23 protein-coding genes are annotated in these 18,115 nt (G+C 65.0%); all 23 read right to left on the bottom strand.

The window, feature by feature from the left end:
* Positions 1-35 precede the first annotated feature (35 nt).
* Positions 36-341, bottom strand: a complete 306-nt coding sequence (gene nuoK / locus AX709_RS07105; RefSeq protein ID WP_066476309.1) for an NADH-quinone oxidoreductase subunit NuoK — start codon at positions 339-341, stop codon at positions 36-38.
* Positions 342-447: 106 nt separating this feature from the next.
* Entirely contained in the window at positions 448-1,059 is a 612-nt protein-coding gene (locus tag AX709_RS07100) for an NADH-quinone oxidoreductase subunit J (protein ID WP_066476311.1), read from the bottom strand.
* Between the two features lie 185 nt (positions 1,060-1,244).
* Entirely contained in the window at positions 1,245-1,730 is a 486-nt protein-coding gene (nuoI, locus tag AX709_RS07095) for an NADH-quinone oxidoreductase subunit NuoI (RefSeq protein ID WP_066476314.1), read from the bottom strand.
* A complete protein-coding gene (nuoH, locus tag AX709_RS07090; protein ID WP_066548176.1) occupies positions 1,727-2,905 on the bottom strand; it encodes an NADH-quinone oxidoreductase subunit NuoH in 1,179 nt (392 codons plus the stop codon). Before nuoH ends, nuoI begins: the two co-directional genes overlap by 4 nt.
* 16 nt (positions 2,906-2,921) lie before the next feature.
* The gene (locus AX709_RS18570; RefSeq protein ID WP_156454186.1) at positions 2,922-3,065 is read right to left on the bottom strand and encodes a hypothetical protein; all 144 of its coding nucleotides are present in this window, start codon (positions 3,063-3,065) and stop codon (positions 2,922-2,924) included.
* Positions 3,066-3,071: 6 nt separating this feature from the next.
* Positions 3,072-5,078 carry an NADH-quinone oxidoreductase subunit NuoG gene (gene nuoG, locus AX709_RS07085; protein WP_066548174.1) on the bottom strand — a complete coding sequence of 669 codons (2,007 nt, stop codon included), beginning with the start codon at positions 5,076-5,078 and terminating at the stop codon, positions 3,072-3,074.
* Positions 5,078-5,488 carry a clan AA aspartic protease gene (locus AX709_RS07080; RefSeq protein ID WP_066548171.1) on the bottom strand — a complete coding sequence of 137 codons (411 nt, stop codon included), beginning with the start codon at positions 5,486-5,488 and terminating at the stop codon, positions 5,078-5,080. The genes nuoG and AX709_RS07080 overlap by 1 nt, the downstream gene beginning before the upstream one ends.
* Positions 5,488-6,792, bottom strand: a complete 1,305-nt coding sequence (gene nuoF / locus AX709_RS07075; protein WP_066548219.1) for an NADH-quinone oxidoreductase subunit NuoF — start codon at positions 6,790-6,792, stop codon at positions 5,488-5,490. The genes AX709_RS07080 and nuoF overlap by 1 nt, the downstream gene beginning before the upstream one ends.
* Positions 6,792-7,025: a hypothetical protein gene (locus AX709_RS07070; RefSeq protein WP_066548168.1), complete on the bottom strand. Its 234-nt coding sequence runs from the start codon at positions 7,023-7,025 to the stop codon at positions 6,792-6,794. Before AX709_RS07070 ends, nuoF begins: the two co-directional genes overlap by 1 nt.
* Entirely contained in the window at positions 7,025-7,195 is a 171-nt protein-coding gene (locus AX709_RS18565; RefSeq protein WP_156454185.1) for a hypothetical protein, read from the bottom strand. The genes AX709_RS07070 and AX709_RS18565 overlap by 1 nt, the downstream gene beginning before the upstream one ends.
* On the bottom strand, positions 7,192-7,863 hold the full coding sequence (locus AX709_RS07065; protein WP_066548166.1) for a complex I 24 kDa subunit family protein: 672 nt from the start codon (positions 7,861-7,863) through the stop codon (positions 7,192-7,194). Before AX709_RS07065 ends, AX709_RS18565 begins: the two co-directional genes overlap by 4 nt.
* A gap of 159 nt (positions 7,864-8,022) precedes the next feature.
* The gene (locus tag AX709_RS07060) at positions 8,023-9,255 is read right to left on the bottom strand and encodes an NADH-quinone oxidoreductase subunit D (RefSeq protein WP_066476342.1); all 1,233 of its coding nucleotides are present in this window, start codon (positions 9,253-9,255) and stop codon (positions 8,023-8,025) included.
* Complete coding sequence (locus AX709_RS07055) at positions 9,255-9,623, bottom strand: cupin domain-containing protein (RefSeq protein WP_066476345.1); 369 nt, start codon at positions 9,621-9,623, stop codon at positions 9,255-9,257. The genes AX709_RS07060 and AX709_RS07055 overlap by 1 nt, the downstream gene beginning before the upstream one ends.
* 2 nt (positions 9,624-9,625) lie before the next feature.
* On the bottom strand, positions 9,626-10,558 hold the full coding sequence (locus tag AX709_RS07050; protein ID WP_066548162.1) for an NADH-quinone oxidoreductase subunit C: 933 nt from the start codon (positions 10,556-10,558) through the stop codon (positions 9,626-9,628).
* Positions 10,551-10,799 carry a hypothetical protein gene (locus AX709_RS07045; RefSeq protein WP_082731187.1) on the bottom strand — a complete coding sequence of 83 codons (249 nt, stop codon included), beginning with the start codon at positions 10,797-10,799 and terminating at the stop codon, positions 10,551-10,553. Before AX709_RS07045 ends, AX709_RS07050 begins: the two co-directional genes overlap by 8 nt.
* On the bottom strand, positions 10,796-11,338 hold the full coding sequence (locus AX709_RS07040; RefSeq protein WP_197419061.1) for a NuoB/complex I 20 kDa subunit family protein: 543 nt from the start codon (positions 11,336-11,338) through the stop codon (positions 10,796-10,798). Before AX709_RS07040 ends, AX709_RS07045 begins: the two co-directional genes overlap by 4 nt.
* A 5-nt stretch (positions 11,339-11,343) precedes the next feature.
* Positions 11,344-11,718, bottom strand: a complete 375-nt coding sequence (gene ndhC / locus AX709_RS07035; RefSeq protein ID WP_066476354.1) for an NADH-quinone oxidoreductase subunit A — start codon at positions 11,716-11,718, stop codon at positions 11,344-11,346.
* 128 nt (positions 11,719-11,846) lie between these two features.
* Positions 11,847-12,662 (bottom strand): inositol monophosphatase family protein, encoded by an 816-nt coding sequence (locus AX709_RS07030; RefSeq protein ID WP_066548158.1) that lies wholly within the window; start codon positions 12,660-12,662, stop codon positions 11,847-11,849.
* 128 nt (positions 12,663-12,790) lie between these two features.
* Positions 12,791-13,108 carry a cupin gene (locus AX709_RS07025; RefSeq protein ID WP_066548156.1) on the bottom strand — a complete coding sequence of 106 codons (318 nt, stop codon included), beginning with the start codon at positions 13,106-13,108 and terminating at the stop codon, positions 12,791-12,793.
* Between the two features lie 5 nt (positions 13,109-13,113).
* On the bottom strand, positions 13,114-13,677 hold the full coding sequence (efp, locus tag AX709_RS07020; protein ID WP_066476360.1) for an elongation factor P: 564 nt from the start codon (positions 13,675-13,677) through the stop codon (positions 13,114-13,116).
* 206 nt (positions 13,678-13,883) lie between these two features.
* Positions 13,884-16,205 (bottom strand): TonB-dependent receptor, encoded by a 2,322-nt coding sequence (locus AX709_RS07015; RefSeq protein ID WP_082731665.1) that lies wholly within the window; start codon positions 16,203-16,205, stop codon positions 13,884-13,886.
* A gap of 249 nt (positions 16,206-16,454) precedes the next feature.
* On the bottom strand, positions 16,455-17,171 hold the full coding sequence (gene thiE / locus AX709_RS07010; RefSeq protein ID WP_066548153.1) for a thiamine phosphate synthase: 717 nt from the start codon (positions 17,169-17,171) through the stop codon (positions 16,455-16,457).
* Between the two features lie 7 nt (positions 17,172-17,178).
* A complete protein-coding gene (locus AX709_RS07005; protein WP_156454184.1) occupies positions 17,179-18,084 on the bottom strand; it encodes a fructose bisphosphate aldolase in 906 nt (301 codons plus the stop codon).
* Between the last annotated feature and the right edge of the window lie 31 nt (positions 18,085-18,115).

The raw sequence follows: 18,115 nt of genomic DNA, 5'->3' as shown, positions 1-18,115 counted from the left end.
GGCCTTCGCCGGGACGACGCTTTTCTTCGTCACCATCACCCCTTCATCCGGTTGACGTCGTCGACCGCGATCGTGCCGCGGCCACGGAAATAGATGACCAGGATCGCCAGCCCGATCGCCGCTTCGCCCGCCGCGACGGTCAGCACGAACATCGCGAACACCTGGCCGACCAGGTCGCCGAGATAGGCGGAGAACGCGACGAGGTTGAGGTTCACCGCGAGCAGGATCAGCTCGATCGCCATCAGGATGACGATCAGGTTCTTGCGGTTGACGAAGATGCCGAGCACGCCGAGCGTGAACAGGATGCCGGAGACGACGAGGTAGTGGGTGATCCCGATCATGCGGTGAGCCCCTTCAAACACAAACAGGGACCGTTCGTATCGAGCGCAGTCGAGATACGCTTCTCGACTTCGCTCGAAGCGAACGGCGTTTGGGGATTGGTCGTGCTCACAGCTCCACCCCTTGCCCGACCGGCTGATTGACGTTACGCACCGCATCCTTTGCGCGGCGGTTGATCTGGCGGCTGACATTCTGGCGCAGCACGCCTTCACGCTGGCGATAGGTCAGCACGATCGCACCGATCATCGCGACCAGCAGCACCAGCCCCGCGCCCTCGAACAGATAGAGGTAGCGCGAATAGAGCAGCCGCCCGATCGCCTCGATATTGGGGACCGTCGGGTCGATCGGGGCCAGCCGGTCCGCGATCTTCACGCCGCCCGCCGACCATGCGCCGACCGCGATGAAAATCTCTGCCGCCAGCGCGACCGCCAGCGTCAGCCCGATCCAGAAATAATTGACCACCCCGGCGCGCAGCTCGGCGAAATCGATATCGAGCATCATCACGACGAACAGGAACAGGATGGCGACCGCGCCGACATAGACGATGACCAGCAGCATCGCGATGAATTCGGCCCCCACCAGCACCATGAGGCCGGCGGCGTTGAAGAACGCCAGGATCAGCCACAGCACCGAATGTACGGGGTTGCGCGACGCGATCGTCATCGTCGCGCTGACGATGACCACGGTCGCGAACAGGTAAAAGGCGATGGCCTGGATCACGCATTCCCCCGGCGAACAAGGTTCGTCACCCCGGCAAAGGCCGGGGTCTCGTGCCGCAAGGACGCACCCTGCCGGATTGAGGCCCCAGCCTTCGGGGATCCCCGCAAAGCATTACTTTGCGGGGGCCCTTTCGCTGGGGCGACGCGAGTGGTTTGAATCATTGCGAGCCCTTTGATGCTGGCCGCTTACCGATAGGGCGCGTCGGCGGCAAGGTTCGCGGCGATCGCCTGCTCCCAACGGTCACCGTTCGCCAGCAGCTTTTCCTTGTGATAGATCAATTCTTCGCGCGTTTCGGTGGCGAACTCGAAATTCGGCCCTTCGACGATCGCGTCGACCGGGCACGCTTCCTGGCACAGCCCGCAATAGATGCACTTGACCATGTCGATGTCGTAGCGCGTCGTGCGGCGGCTGCCGTCCTCGCGCGGCTCGGCCTCGATCGTGATGGCGAGCGCCGGGCACACCGCCTCGCACAGCTTGCACGCGATGCAGCGCTCCTCGCCATTGGGATAGCGACGCAGCGCATGTTCCCCACGGAACCGCGCCGAGATCGGGTTCTTTTCGTACGGATAGTTGATCGTCGCCTTTTTCTTGAAGAAGTAGCGCAGCGTCAGCGCGTGCGCCTTCACGAACTCATAGAGCGTGAACGAACGAAGGGTCTGGGCGAGGCTCATTGGCTCGACTTTCCGTTGAAAAGCTTGTCGCGGCAAATACCGTCGGCCGGGTAGCGCGGCGGATCGACGCGGACGTCGACGCCCCTGATATTGGCACCGCTGACATACATGCGATCGGCGGGGGCGCATTCAGTCCCGACGCGCGTCAGCATAAGGAAACCCGACACCAGGAAGACGAACAGCAGCGACAGCGGCAGGAAGATTTTCCAGCCCAACCGCATCAGCTGGTCATAGCGATAGCGCGGTACCGTCGCCTTCACCCAGCTGAACAGGAAGAAGAAGGCGAGCATCTTGACGAACAGCCATATGATGCCCGGCACGGCATAAAGCGGCGCCCAGTCGAACGGCGGCAGATAGCCGCCCCAGAACAGGGTCGCGTTGAGCACGCACATCAGGATCACATTGGCATATTCGCCCAGCCAGTAGAGCGCGAACGCCATCGACGAATATTCGGTCTGGTATCCCGCAACCAGCTCGCTTTCTGCTTCGGTCAGGTCGAACGGCGCGCGCTGCGTCTCGGCCAGCGAGGAGATGAAGAACACCACCGCCATCGGGAACAACAGCGGGTTGAGGAAGAAGCCGTTGACCGGCGTCCCCATCACATTGCGCTGCGCCTCGACAATTCCCGACAGGTTGAAGGTGCCGGCCCACAGCACGACCGAGATCAGCACGAACCCGATTGCGACTTCATACGACACCATCTGCGCCGCGGCGCGGATCGCCGAGAAGAACGGGTATTTCGAGTTGGACGACCAGCCCGCCAGGATGATGCCATAGACACCGAGCGACGACGCGGCGAGCACATAGAGCAGCCCGACATTGATGTCGGACAGCACGACGCCGACGTCGAACGGCACCACCGCCCACACGATCAGCGCGACGGTGAAGGTGATGATCGGGGCGAGCAGGAACAGGCCCTTGTTCGCCCCTGACGGGATGATCGTTTCCTGCAGGAACACCTTGATCCCGTCGGCGAACGACTGGAGCAGCCCGAACGGACCGACCACGTTCGGCCCCTTGCGCAGCGCCATCGCCGCCCAGATCTTGCGATCGGCATAGATGATCATCGCCACCGCCAGCATGACCGGAAACGCGATCAGCAGGATGCCGATGATCGTCGCGGTGAACCATGCGGCTTCGAAGGAGAGGCCGGCGGATTGGAAGAAGGAGGTCAATGCCCGAGTCCTCCTCTCACAGCAGCCACACGATGATGGCGAATGATCCGAGTAAACAAGTGAGCAATATCAACCCCCAAAGCCACTTGTACCAAGCGGGCGTATCTTCGCCCGGACCACCGGACAACATTGCGCCGAGATCGGAGAGGAAATCGAGCATCGACACTCACTCCGCCGCCTCCGCGAAATCCTGGCCGTGGATCAGTTCGGCCGAGCAACGCTGCATCGTCGGGCTGGCGCGGCAAATCGCGTTGGTGAGGTAAAAGTCGGCGATCGGATAGGTGACTTCGCCCGACGCCGCCGCGTCGAGCGCGGGCGGGTTCCAGTCGTAGCGGACCAGCCCTTCCTCACCCAGCGCCGCCACCGCCTTCGCCATCTCGGCGCGCAACTGGTCGAACGTGTCGAACGGCAGCGTGTGGCCCAGCCGCTCCGACAGCGCGCGCAGGATCGTCCAGTCCTCGCGCGCGTCGCCCGGCGGGAAGGCAGCGCGGTTGCTGAACTGCACGCGGCCTTCCAGGTTGACGTAGGTGCCGTTCTTCTCGGCATAGCTCGCCGCCGGCAGGATCACGTCGGCGGCGTGTGCGCCCTTGTCACCATGATGGCCGATGAACACTTTGAAGCTGCCCGCAAAGCCCGTGAAATCCACTTCGTCCGCGCCCAGGAAAAAGGCCAGCTTGGGGGCGGCCGCGACGATGTCGGCGATGCCGCCCGGCTGCGCATAGCCGAGCATCAGCCCGCCCATCCGCGCCGCGGCGGTGTGGACGACGTTGAAGCCGTTCCACCCCTCACGGACAAGGTTCAACGGATTGACCAGCGCCAGCGCGCCGCCAAAGCCCTGCTTGAGCGCCCCCGGCCCGACCATCACCACCGGCCGCTGCGCCGCGCCAAACGCTTGGGCCACCGCATCCGGCAGCTTGTTGAGCAGCGACAGGTCGTTGCCCAGCCACGTCACCGGATAGGTGAGGTCGACCTCCGGTCCGATCGCGAACACCTTGGCCCCGCGCTTGATCGCCTTGCGCACGCGGGTGTTGATGAGCGGCGCTTCCCAGCGCAGATTGCTGCCGACCAGCAGGATCGCGTCCGCGTCCTCGACGCCCCCGATCGTCGTGTTGAACGCGACCGCACCCAGATTGGTGACATCATAGGCCATGCCGGTCTGCCGCCCCTCGAGCAGCGTCGATCCGAGCGCATTGACCAGCAATTTGGCGGCGAACATCGTTTCGCAATCGAGCAGGTCGCCGGCGATCGCCGCGACGCTCGAGCCCGCCGCCTTGGCGCGATCGGCGATCACATCGAACGCTTCTTCCCAGGTCGCGGGCACCAGCTTGCCGTCGCGGCGCACATAGGGCCGGTCAAGCCGCTTGCGCGCCAGGCCGTCGACATGGTGGCGCGTCTTGTCGTGCGCCCATTCCTCGTTCACGTCCTCGTTGATGCGCGGCAGCACGCGCAGCACCGCGCGCCCGCGGCTGTCGAGGCGGATGTTGGTGCCGACCGCGTCCATCACGTCGATCGCCAGGTTCTTCTTGAGCTCCCAGGGCCGCGCCTCGAACGCATAGGGCTTGGACGTCAGCGCGCCGACCGGGCACAGATCGACGACATTGCCCGAGAGTTCGCTGGTCACCGCCTTTTCCAGATAGCTGGTGATCTGCATGTTCTCGCCGCGATAGATCGCGCCGATTTCCTCGACGCCCGCGACTTCCTCGGCAAAGCGGACGCAGCGCGTGCACTGGATGCAGCGCGTCATCACCGTCTTGACGATCGGGCCCATGTACTTCTCGGTCACCGCCCGCTTGTTCTCGGTATAGCGGCTGCTGCCCCGGCCATAGGCGACCGACTGGTCCTGCAGGTCGCACTCGCCGCCCTGGTCACAGATCGGGCAGTCGAGCGGGTGGTTGATGAGCAGGAACTCCATCACCCCTTCGCGCGCGGCCTTCACCATCGCTGAGTCGGTGCGGATTTCCTGATTATCGGCGGCGGGCAGCGCGCACGACGCCTGCGGCTTGGGCGGCCCGGGCTTCACCTCGACCAGGCACATCCGGCAATTGCCGGCGATCGACAGCCGCTCATGATAGCAGAAGCGTGGAATCTCCTTCCCCGCCGCCTCGCACGCCTGAAGCACGGTCGCGCCCTGCGGCACTTCGACTTCGATTCCGTCTACGGTGAGTTTAGGCATTAACGGTCACCCTGCCCGGCAGGTCGCACGCCCTTTGCGAGCGACGCCGGGATGTTCGGACTATCGGGATTAGGCGTGAGCGACAGGGTCGCTGGTCGGATCACCAGGTCCATGGCCTCAAGCGGGATGGCGCCGAGCAACACTTCGTCGCCCAGGACATTCGCACTCTGGACGGTGCGCCGGCCAAAGACTTCGATCTGAACGCCGCCGACATAAGGAACGACGAGCTTCTCGCCGCTCGCCAGCGTCACTTCCCGATCGTCGAGCTTCTTCAGGCGCAGCTGGTTTGCCACATGCTGCGGAATGCACAGTTCAAGCGATCCGGTATCGACCAGCGCAAGCGCATCGACTTCCTCAAGATCGTCACGCGCCCAATTGGCCAGGTGCAAATGCTGGCGGATGATGCCCATTACTCCGCCGCCTCCTGCATCGGTTCCAGCCCGCCGCCCTGTCGCTCCGCAATGCGGCGCTCAAGCTCCGGGCGGAAATGGCGGATCAGGCCCTGGATCGGCCAGGCGGCGGCGTCGCCAAGCGCGCAGATGGTGTGGCCTTCGACCTGCTTGGTGACCTGATAGAGCGTATCGATCTCGCTGACGTCGGCGTCACCGCTGCGCAGCCGCTCCATCACCCGCCACATCCAGCCGGTGCCCTCGCGGCACGGCGTGCACTGGCCGCAGCTTTCATGCTTGTAGAAATAGCTCAGGCGGCTGATCGCGCGGACGACGTCGGTCGACTTGTCCATCACGATGACGGCGGCGGTGCCGAGGCCCGAACCCAGCGCCTTGAGCCCGTCGAAATCCATCGGCGCGTCCATGATCTGTTCGGCAGGCACCAAAGGCACCGACGAGCCGCCGGGGATCACCGCGAGCAGATTGTCCCAGCCGCCGCGAATGCCGCCGCAATGCTTTTCGATCAGCTCGCGGAACGGGATGCTCATCGCTTCCTCGACCACGCAGGGCTTTTCGACATGCCCGCTGATCTGGAACAGCTTGGTGCCCTTGTTGTTCTCGCGCCCGAAGCTCGAGAACCACTCCGGCCCACGCCGCAGGATCGTCGGCGCGACCGCGATCGATTCGACGTTGTTGACCGTGGTCGGGCAGCCATACAGACCCGCGCCCGCCGGAAAGGGCGGCTTCAGCCGCGGCTGGCCCTTCTTGCCCTCCAGGCTTTCGAGCATCGCGGTTTCTTCGCCGCAGATATACGCGCCGGCACCCCGGTGGACGAACACGTCGAAATCATAGCCCGAGCCGCAGGCATTCTTGCCCAGGAACCCCTTGGCATAGGCTTCGGCAACCGCGGCGAACAGCGTCTCCGCCTCACGGATGTATTCGCCGCGAATGTAGATGTACGCGGCCCGCGCGCGCATCGCATAGCCGGCGATCAGCGCGCCTTCGATCAGCTTGTGCGGATCGTGGCGGATGATCTCGCGGTCCTTGCAGCTACCAGGCTCGGATTCATCGGCGTTGATGACCAGGAAATTGGGCCGCTCCGCCTTGGGCTCCTTGGGCATGAAGCCCCATTTCACGCCCGTGGGAAAGCCCGCCCCGCCGCGCCCGCGCAGGCCCGATGCCTTGATCTGGTCGATGATCGCGTCCTGGCCGCGGGCCATCAGCGCCTTGGTATCGTCCCAGTCGCCGCGCTTCATCGCCGCGTCGATATTCCACGGCTGATAGCCGTAGAGATTGGTGAAGATGCGATCCTTGTCCGCGAGCATCATCCGGCATCCGTCAAATCAAGGCGGCGCTCAACCCGCGCCAGCCGTGCGTCCATCTTGTCCATGCGCGAATTGATGCCGGCGATCGACATCATCATCGATGCCATATGCTCCACGCTGGCGGTAACGCGCAGCTTGATGTCGCCCAGGTCGCTCTCGATGCGATCGAGGCGGCCATTGAGCCGGCGAAACTGCTCGCCGATGAAGTTCAGGATTTCCGCTTCTTCGGGCATCACCGCCGCCCCTTGTCCTTGGTCATCCACAGATAGACGACCACCGCGAGGCCGATGACCAGCAGCGGCCCGAACAGCGCAAAGGTAAGTTTCAGCACCCAGCCGAGCACGACGATGCCGCCGATGATCGCCAGGATGGTGACGATCAGGTTCTTGTCCTTCGCGCTCATGCCCATTCCTTCCGATAATCGTGGTTTTCGGCGACCATCGCGGTCAGCGTCGTCGGCCCGCCCAGCGGCTCGACGGTATGGCGGCCGGGCTCCTGCGTGCCGGGCCGGGGCGCTTCGCCCTTTGCCAGCGCGTCGAGGATCGCGGCCATGCGATCATAGGTCAGGTCTTCGTAGTTGTCGTCGTTGATCTGGACCATGGGCGCGGACGCGCAATTGCCCATGCACTCGACTTCGGTCAGCGTGAACAGGCCGTCCGCGGTCGTTTTGCCCTTGGCCAGGCCCTTGTCCTTGCACGCCTGGAACACGTCGTCGGAGCCGCGCAGCATGCACGGCGTCGTGCCGCACACCTGGACATGGAAACGCCCGACCGGGGCCAGATTGTACATGGTGTAGAAGGTCGCGACCTCGAACACGCGCATGTACGGCATGCCGAGATAGGCGGCCACATATTCGATCACCGGCACCGGCAGCCAGCCCTGGGTGCTGGTCTCCGCCCCCACCTGGCGCTGGGCCAGGTCGAGCAGCGGCAGCGTGGCCGATTGCTGGCGGCCCGCCGGGTAGCGCGCGACGATCTCGCGCGCCTTGACCGCATTGTCGATCGACCACTCGAACGACGCCCAGCGCGCGCGGACTTCGGGTTCGGAGGGGAGGTTTGGGGTGTCAGCCATGAGATTTCTTCCTCCGACCGACTGCCACACCAATGACGGCGGCCATCAGACCCAGCCCAATCAGCATCAGGACGGCCTGCCTTCCGGGCCACGATTCGCTAGCTTGCATCGCCACTGAAGCGCCGATCGAACACAGGAATACATCTCGCGGCCAACCCGTCACCGGTCACACTCCCCGAACACGATATCCATCGCGCCGAGAATGGCAGTCGTGTCCGCCAGCATGTGGCCGCGCGACATGAAGTCCATGGCCTGCAAATGGCTGAACGCGGTCGGGCGGATCTTGCAGCGATAGGGCTTGTTGGTGCCGTCGCTGACCAGATAGACGCCGAACTCGCCCTTGGGGCTTTCGGTCGCGACATATACTTCGCCGGCGGGGACGTGATAGCCCTCGGTATAGAGCTTGAAGTGGTGGATCAGTGCTTCCATCGACCGCTTCATCTCGCCGCGCGGCGGCGGGCCGACCTTGCGATCGAGCGTCATCACCGGGCCTTCGGGCATTTGCGCCAGGCACTGCTTCATGATCCGCGCCGACTGGCGGACTTCCTCGACGCGCACCATGAACCGGTCATAGCAGTCGCCGCGCGTGCCGACCGGCACGTCGAACTCCATGCGGTCATAGACGTCATAGGGCTGCGACTTGCGCAGATCCCACGGGATGCCGGCCGCACGGATCATCGGGCCGGAAAAGCCCCACTTGATCGCATCCTCGCGGCTGACGATGGCGATGTCGACGTTGCGCTGCTTGAAGATGCGGTTTTCGGCGACCAGGCTGATTGCATCCTCGAACAGGCGCGGCAGGCGGGTGTCGAGCCAGTCGGCGATGTCCGTCAGCAGCTTCAGCGGCACGTCCTGATGCACGCCGCCGACGCGGAAATAATTGGCATGCATCCGCGCGCCCGACGCGCGCTCGTAGAAGTTCATGCAGTCTTCGCGCAGCTCGAACATCCACAGATTGGGCGTCATCGCGCCCACGTCCATGACGTGTGAGCCCAGGTTGAGCATGTGGTTCTTGATGCGCGTCAGCTCGGCGAAGAACACGCGCAGATATTGCGCGCGCAGCGGCACCTCCAGGTCGAGCAGCTTTTCGACCGCCAGCACGAAGCTATGCTCCATGCACATCGGCGAACAGTAATCGAGCCGGTCGAAATAGGGGATCGCCTGGGTATAGGTCTTGTATTCGATCAGCTTTTCGGTGCCGCGGTGGAGCAGGCCGACATGCGGATCGAGCCGCTCGACGATCTCGCCGTCCAGCTCCATCACCAGCCGCAGCACGCCGTGCGCGGCCGGGTGCTGCGGGCCGAAGTTGATCGTGTAGTTCTCGATCATCACTTCGTCGGTGGCGGCGCCATCGCTGGTCGCCGGCGCGGTGGCATCGATCGTCTCGGCCATCACAATGTCTCCAGCGTCGCGCGGGTCAGGTGCGAGGGCGCGTCGCCCGTATTCGGTTCGCCTTCGCGGTCGATCATCAACATGTGGACTTCTTCCTCGGCGAACGGGCGATGCTCGGTCCCGCGCGGCACGACGATCATTTCGCCCGCACGCAGCCGGCGCACGCCGTCGCGAAACTCGATCCCCAGCTCGCCCTTGAGGACGAGGAACAGCTCGTCGGTGTCGGCATGGGCATGCCAGGTGAAGTCGCCCTGCACCTTGGCAACGCGCAGCTCATGGCCGTTATAGCTGCCGATGACGCGCGGATTCCAATGATCCGCGAACGCCGCCAGCTTGTCCGCCAGCACGATCGGTTCAGGTGCGGGCATCGTCACACTTCCCCTTTCGGCTCGGCCTTGGGCTTGCGGGCGCGCTTTGCCGCCGGCTTCGCCTCGGTCGCGGGATCGGCAGCCTTCGCGCGTGGCGCGCGCTTGGCCTTGGGCTTTTCCGCGGGCAGGTCGCCCGGATGCGGCTGGCCCGCACCGCTCTGGCCGGTGTGCTCGGTGGTCTTGACCTCGCTGACCGCGGGCGCGACCGCGGGCGATGCGTCGGCCTTGGCGACCTGATCAGCGGTTGCCGGCGTCGGCGCCCCCTTGGCCTCGGGCGCAGCCGGCGGCGCAGGAGCGGGCGGCGGAGGAGCGGGCGGCGGAGGTGCCTTCTCGTCGCCCGGCAGCACATATTGCGCGCCCTCCCAGGGGCTCAGGAAGTCGAAGGTACGGAAATCCTGCGCCAGCTTGACCGGTTCATAGACGACGCGCTTGGCCTCTTCGGAATAGCGCAGCTCGACATGCCCGCTCAGCGGGAAATCCTTGCGGAACGGATGCCCGCGAAAGCCATAGTCAGTCAGGATGCGACGCAGGTCCGGATTGCCGTCGAACAGCACGCCGTACATGTCGTACACTTCGCGCTCCAACCAGCCCGCGACCGGCCAGATCCCCGTCACCGACGGCACCGCCGCGACTTCGTCGGTCGTGACGCGCACGCGGACGCGGTGGTTTCGCGTCAGGCTGAGCAGATGGTAGCAGACGTCGAACCGCTCGGCCCGCGCGGGATAATCGACCCCCGCAATCTCCATCAGCTGCTGATATTCCAGGCCCGGCGTATCGCGCAGCGATATCATCGCTTCGACCAGGCGGTCGCGCACCACGGTCAGCGTCACTTCGCCGACCAGGTCCTGCGCCTCGACGATCATGTCGCCCAGCGCGGCGCGCGCGGTGTCGATCACGCCATCATTCGCGACATAGCGGGGGGCCGAACTAAGCATCGCGCGCCTCCTCCACACGGGTCAGGCGATGGATCACCAGTTCGCCGACCTCAAGCCGCTCGACGCGCGCGCGGCGGACGATCAGCCGGCCGATAACGACCGCGCCCAGCGCGATGAACCCCGCGGCCAGTGCGCCGCCGGCCAGCATGCCGACCGCGCCCGCGCCCGTGGCGGTCGCACCGGTTGCGCTGGCCTTCGTGACGCGCGTCGGCCTGTCCAGGAATGACGAAGGCGCGTTCACCGCTCGATCGTCCCGACACGGCGGATCTTCCGCTGCAACTGCATCACGCCATAGAGCAGCGCCTCGGCGGTCGGCGGACAGCCGGGGACATAGATGTCGACCGGAACGATCCGGTCGCAGCCGCGCACCACGCTGTAGCTGTAGTGGTAATAGCCGCCGCCATTGGCGCAGCTGCCCATCGAGATGACGTATTTGGGCTCCGACATCTGGTCGTAAACCCGGCGCAGCGCCGGCGCCATCTTGTTGCACAGCGTGCCCGCCACGATCATCACGTCCGACTGGCGCGGGGACGCGCGCGGGGCGACGCCGAACCGCTCCATGTCATAGCGCGGCATGTTGACGTGGATCATCTCGACCGCGCAGCACGCCAGGCCAAAGGTCATCCACCACAGGCTGCCGGTGCGCGCCCAGTTGAACAGGTCCTCTGTCGAGGTGACCAGGAAGCCCTTGTCCCCCAATTCGCCGTTCAGATCGTTGTAAAACTGCACGTCCGGCGGGACGATCGCATCACCCGGCACCGCGGGGGTAAGCTGGTTCATCTCACTCATTCCCAATCCAGCGCGCCGACCTTCCAGGCATAGATCAGGCCCAGCGCCAGTTCGCCGATGAAGATCATCATCGAAATCCACGCGACCCAGCCAAGGTCGAACACCGTCACCGCCCAGGGATAGAGGAATGCGGCCTCCAGATCGAAGACGATGAACAGAATCGCGACAAGGTAGAAGCGCACGTCGAACTGGCTGCGCGAATCCTCGAACGCGGGAAAGCCGCATTCATATTCGGCAAGCTTTTCCGGTGTCGGCTGGTGCGTGCCGGTCAGCCGCGACACCACCATCGGCAGGAACACGAACGCACAGGAAAGCGCCAGCGCCACGCCCAGGAACAGCAGGATCGGCAGATATTGCAGCAGGTCGGGCAAGGCACCTTCTCGCGGTTGCGGAATATCGCTCGGCTTCTAGGCCGATGGGGGTGGCGGAGCAAGGGCGCGGGCGGCAAAAAACATGCGGTCCCGGCCCCGAAAATCGCGGGTCCCAGCGCGCGCCGCGTCTAGCGCAGCGACGTCGCAACCAGCTTGTGCAGCTTGGAATGCAGGCCGTCGGTGGCGGCCAGGAACTCGTTGCGCTCCATCGCCCGATCGGACCCGCGAAAGTCGGTGACGAAGCCGCCCGCTTCCTTGACCAGCAGCATGCCGGCCGCGACATCCCACGGCTGGAGCCCGCTTTCCCAATAGCCGTCGAAGCGCCCCGCCGCGACCCAGGCAAGGTCGAGCGCTGCCGAGCCGAACCGCCGGATGCCCGCGACTTCGGGCGCAACTGCGCCGAAAATGCGGCTCCACTCGGCGAAATTGCCGTGGCCCAGGAACGGAATTCCCGTCGCAATCAGCGCATCGGCCAACTCGGTGCGCGCCGACACCCGCAGCCGCTGGTCGGTCAGCCACGCACCGCGGCCCTTCTCGGCCCAGAAGCTCTCATCGGTCAGCGGCTGATAGACCAGGCCATGGGTGATCTCGGGCTTGCCCTGGGGCCCGCGCGGATCCTCGACCGCGATGGAGATGGCGAAATGCGGGATGCCGTGCAGGAAGTTGCTGGTGCCGTCCAGCGGATCGACGATGAAGCGCGGCTTGTCGGGATCGCCTGCGATCTCGCCGCCTTCCTCGAGCAGCATGCCCCAGTCGGGCCGCGCCTTGCGCAGTTCCTCGACGATCGTCTGCTCGGCCCGCTTGTCGGCCATCGACACGAAATCGGCCGGTCCCTTGCGGCTGACCTGCAGGTGCTGGACCTCGTTGAAGTCGCGGCGCAGGCGCGGCGCGGCCTTGCGCGCGGCGCGGTCGATGACGGTGATCAGGCCGGAATGGGCTACCATGTTAAACCTTTGGCCCGCTCCCCCATGGGGAGAGGGTTGGGAGAAGGGAATGAGGGGAGACCGACCGGCCTAAGCCAGCCCCTCTCCCCGACCCTCCCCCCGACGGGGAGAGGGAGATTCAAAGGCTCTTACACCGAGCCTTTTCGTTCGACGACCAGGATGCGCGCCTCGCCCTGCGGACGCGCGACATGCTCGTCGCCCACATCGGCCATGAAGATATCGCCGCTGTTCAGCAGCACGCGATGCTCTTCGCCCGCCAGGCGATAGTGCATGTCGACCGTACCATCGATGACCACGAACACCTCGGCACCGTCATTGACGTGCCACTTATAGGGTTGGTCGGTCCAATGCAGCCGCACGGTCGCGCCGCCGATCTCGGCCAGGTCGCGCGCGCCCCAGGCGCGGTCAGCGCGAAAGCTGCGCGCGTCTGTGATGATCGTCGGCATGTCGTTCAATCCGCGCGGCGGACATAGGTCTGTTCATAGACATCGACGACGATGCGGGTGCCCGCGCCGATATGCGGCGGCACCATCACGCGCACGCCATTGTCGAGGACAGCGGGCTTGTAGCTCGACGACGCGGTCTGTCCCTTTACCACCGCATCCGCCTCGACGATCGTCGCCTCGATCGTGTCGGGCAGCTGGACGCTGATCGCTTCCTCGTCATAGAGTTCCATCACCACGTCCATGCCGTCCTGAAGGAAGGCGGCCGCATCGCCCAGCAGATCGCGGGGCAGCGTGGTCTGCTCATAGGTTTCCTTGTCCATGAAGACGAGCATGTCGCCCTCGGGATAGAGGAACTGGAAATCCTTGGTATCCAGCCGGACGCGCTCGACCGTCTCGGCCGAGCGGAAGCGGACGTTGTTCTTGCGGCCGTCACGCAGGTTCTTCATCTCGACCTGCATATAGGCACCGCCCTTGCCCGGCTGGGTGTGCTGAATCTTCACGGCGCGCCAGATGCCGCCTTCATATTCGATGATGTTGCCGGGGCGAATGTCGACGCCGCTGATCTTCATGGCTGTGCCTGCAAGTTGGAAAGAGCGAGAAACCGGGCCTTTATCCGTGCAGGGGCGCGGGGGCAAGAACCTCCACGATATTGCCCGATTGCGGGCACCCACCGTCGGCCGCGCGCAGCCCCTGCCCGGTCGGGCAAGGCGAGCAGGCCGGGTGGATCGTGCCGCGGGACCGGGGGCATCCGTCCCGGTCCCGCGGCGAACCTGGTCTACAAATCGGCGCGGATCGAAAGCTGCCACGTCCGGTCGGGGCCCGGCCGGAAGGTCGCGAGCCCCGTCGTCGCGACGTTGATCGTGCCCAGATAGTCCTTGTTGAACAGGTTATCGACATTGGCGCGGATGCGGATCGCCTTGAACGGTCCGGCGTCGATGCCTTCGCCGAAGTCGACATAGGCGTTGAAGATCGCGTAGCCGGGGATTTGCTGGCTATTGATGAAATTGGTGTTGCGCTCGCTCAGGTAACGTCCGGAGAAATTGGCGACGAGCCAGCTGGTCGGCTCGATCGTCACCCCGGCCTGAACCAGCCATTCGGCATTGTCGGGCACCCGGTTGCCCGCGATCGACAGCGTCGAATAATTGTCCAGGAATTTCGCGATGTTGTAGGTGACGTTGGCGTTGACGTAGAGGAAGTCGACCGGCTTGACGATGCCGGTCAATTCCGCGCCATAGGACTCGACCGATCCGACATTCTGGAAAAACGTCTCCAGCTGCGGCGAACCCGGGACGGGTGCGGCAAAGGACTGAAGCCGGTTGTCGAAGCGCGTGTAGAACAGCGCGAGCGACGCATTGAATGCCGGGCGATTGGTACGAAAGCCGAGCTCGTAATTCTTCGATGTTTCCGCGTCCGGTCCGGGCGCGAGCGGGCTGGCGGCGGAGAAGATGTCGTCGGCACCGCGCGGCAACGCCATGTTCTCCGAGTAGGACGCGAAAATCTGTTCGCGTCGGGTGATGTTGAAGACCGCCCCGACCTGGGGGAGGAACAGATCTTCATAACGGTCGGTCAGGCGCGGCTGGCGTCGCGCGATATAGTCCGCGGGGTTGCGATACCCCCGGATTTCGTAGCCGATGGTCAACCCCTTGGCCCCGAGATCGAGCTTGAGCCGGTCGTCGAGCAGGTTGAGCGACAGCTTGGCATGGAGCTGCAGCGTTTCGCGGGTCGAGATGTAATCGCGCTGGCGGTGGACCGGCTCGTTCAGCAGCGGCTCGCCGTCGGGATTGCCGTTGGCATGGTTGAAGCGGTCCTGGGTGCGATGATAATCGTCATTCTCGCCCCAAAAGCCGAACTGGACCAGATGCGGGCCGACATCGACGCTGAAGTCGCCGACGACGCCGTACCGCGTGCCCTCGATCGTCGACAGGCCGTATTGCAGGCCGCGCGGCGCAAACAGGCCGGGCACGATCAGGCGCTGGGCGTTGTGGGACGCAAGCGACGTCGCATAGGCTTCGGGCGATACGCCGTATCCCTTCTTGTCCTCATAATAGAGGACCGGCTTGAACGAGAAGCCGCCCGTTACCTGGAAATCGCCCGAAACGCTGTAGAGATAATCGGTGCGCGAGTTGATCGCCTGCTTGAAATACTGGTTGTACAGTGCGTTCGAGAACGGAATGGTCGGCGCGGTCGCCAGCGGCGCCAGCACCGGCACCTCGGCCAGATAGGCGAAATAGCGGCCGCTGCGCCCGAACGGATCGCCCGCCGTCCCCTCATACTGCGCCTGGCTGATCGCCGGCGAATCGAAGTCGAAATAGTCGTTGTAGAGAAAGCGTGCGCGGATCGCGTGATCGCCGAACGCATAGCGCGCCTTGGCCTCGACATGTTCGCGATCGATCGTGCCCGGCCCGCGCCACACATCGGCGTCGAGCTTCGAATAGCTGGCATAAGCGGAGAAGCCGCCGAGATTGCCGGTATCGAGGCGGAGATAGCCGCGCGTGAAGGAATCGGCGCCGACGGTGAACTGGCCGGTCGCGCCCATTTCATCATTGGGGTCGGTGGTGAAATACTGAACGATGGGGCCAAGCGAGGCATAGCTGGGCAGCGACACGTCGCCCGCGCCGGGGCTGGCGGTCACCCGCTCGAGATTCTCGTTCTCGACATAGCGGAAGATCGGGCTGCCCCCGAACTGATCCGAACGCCCCATCGGCACGCCATCGAGCACGAAGCCGATCTGCTGAAAATTGAAAGCGCGGACGAACACCGAGTTGCCGAATTCATAGAGACCGAGCGCGTCGTTGGCCTGGACGTTGAACCCGGGCAGCCCCTCGAGCATCTTGAGGCCCGAAATCCCCGCCGGCGCGGACAGCAGCGCCTCACGCGTGATCGAGATCGTCGACGTCGTCTGGTCGGTGCCGATCGCGACCTCGGCATCGGACACGCGCCGGCCGGTGACATAGATTTCCTCGTCCGGCGGCGTTTCCGGCCGCTGGCTGGCGGCACCGGCGACCGACTGGGCGCGCGCGGCGGGCGACAGGGATGAAAGCGAAGCAAGCGATACGACGATCATCGCGGTCGTCGACCGCGCGCAGGTGACCAGCATGGAATCTTCCCCCTTCGGAAGTGAATCCAGGCCTCTCCGTCTCCACCTGTTTCCGCCGCGCCGCTTGCCGGCTGTCGGTCGAACTGGTGAATATGTCTCCGCCGCATCGAACGAAACCATGCCGTCCGACGCCGCGTCCGGCGCCCTGCGGAACGCCAGAACAAGATGCTGCAAAAATGGATCTAATCTGACAAGCGATTTCGACCGCTGCGCGCATAAAATGCGCGGCCGTCGTTCGCGGTGGGTTCGTTATTTCGAGGCTGCGACCGAAGTATCGTGCCCCCCGGACCCCAGCACCGCGGCGAAATCGCGCATCGCCTGCGCTTCGTCGCCTGCCCACACCGCGCCCGAAACCGCGATGAAATCCGCACCGGCCGCGATCAGCGCGGGCGCGTTTGCGGGGGTGATCCCGCCGATCGCCACGCAGGGCAGCTCGAACACCGTCGTCCACCAGCTGAGCAGCACCGGGTCCGCGCGGTGGCGCGCATCCTTCGTCGTCGAAGGAAAGAAGGCGCCGAACGCGACATAATCGGCCCCCGCCTCGCCCGCTTCCATCGCCAAATGGCGGCTGTCGTGACACGTCACGCCAATCTGCATCGATGGCCCGACCAGTTGACGCGCCTCGCGCGGATCGCCGTCGCCCTGCCCCAGGTGGACGCCGTCCGCCCCCAGCCGCCGGGCGAGCGACACATCGTCGTTGACGATGAAGGCGACATCGCGATCGGCGCAGATGCGCTGCAGCGGCTCGGCCAACCGTGCGGCCTGATGCTGGTCGACGCCCTTGACCCGGAACTGGAACGCCGCCGCCGGCCCGGCATCGAGCGCACGCGCCAGCCGGTCGGGGAAACCCCCGCCCACGTCCAGCGGTGACACCAGATAGAGCTGGCAGGCCGGACGCCGATCGTCGCGCACGAACTGCGCGGCGAAATCGGGGTCGAGCGGGCCGAGCGGATCGTCGTCGGTCATGCCGCGGTCATGCCGGCACGGCGACCTTGTCGACCGACGCGGTGTAGATGTCGTCGATCGCTGTGCCGAGTGCGGCGTCGAATTCCGCGTCGCTCATCGGATGGCGCAGCTCCTCGAGCAGAGCGCGGCTGAAACTCGCGATCATGCCGCGATTCTTCGCCAGCTCGGCACAGGCCTCGGGGCGCGCATAGCCGCCCGACAGCGCGACGACGCGCAACACGCGCGGATGATCGACCAGCGGATCGAACAGGCCCGGCGTGGCGGGGATCGACAGTTTGAGCATCACGCGGTCGTCGCCGGGCATCGCGTCGAGCGCAAGCAGGATCTCGTCGCGCAGGATCGCGTCGGCGGCCGCGCGCTCGGGCGACTTGATGTTCACCTCCGGCTCGATGATCGGCACCAGTCCGCTCGCCAGGACCTGACGTGCCACCTCGAACTGCTGCGCGACGACGGCCGCGATGCCGGCCCGGTTGGCGAGGTTGATGACCGAACGCTCCTTGGTCCCGAACACGCCCAGCGCCCGCGCGCGGGTGAGCAGCGTGTCGAGATCGGGCATCGGCTTCATCAGCTGGACGCCGTTCGCCTCGTCTTCCAGCCCCTTGTCGATCTTGATGAACGGCACGACCCCGCGCGCGATCAGCGCCGCAGGGGTCGGCTGCCCCGCCACTTCGCCGTCCATCGTCCGCTCGAACAGGATCGCGCCCAGCACCTTGTCGCCGGCGAATACGGGCGAAGTGATGATCCGCGCCCGCATGGCGTGGATGAGCGCGAACATCTCCTCATCGGTCGACCACGCGGTTTCGTCGACGCCATAGCCCTTGAGCGCCTTGGGCGTCGATCCGCCCGACTGGTCGAGCGCGGCGATGAAGCCCCTGCCCGCGGCGATCCGGGCAGTCATGTCGGCCTGGTTCATCAACTCTGTTCTCCTGTACGGGTTCGGTTCA

The organism is Sphingomonas sp. CCH15-F11, assembly GCF_001557005.1.
In the GTDB taxonomy this organism is placed as follows: domain Bacteria; phylum Pseudomonadota; class Alphaproteobacteria; order Sphingomonadales; family Sphingomonadaceae; genus Sphingomonas.
The sequence above is the reverse complement of the archived record's forward strand: the minus strand, read 5'-3'. Positions and strand labels throughout refer to the sequence as shown.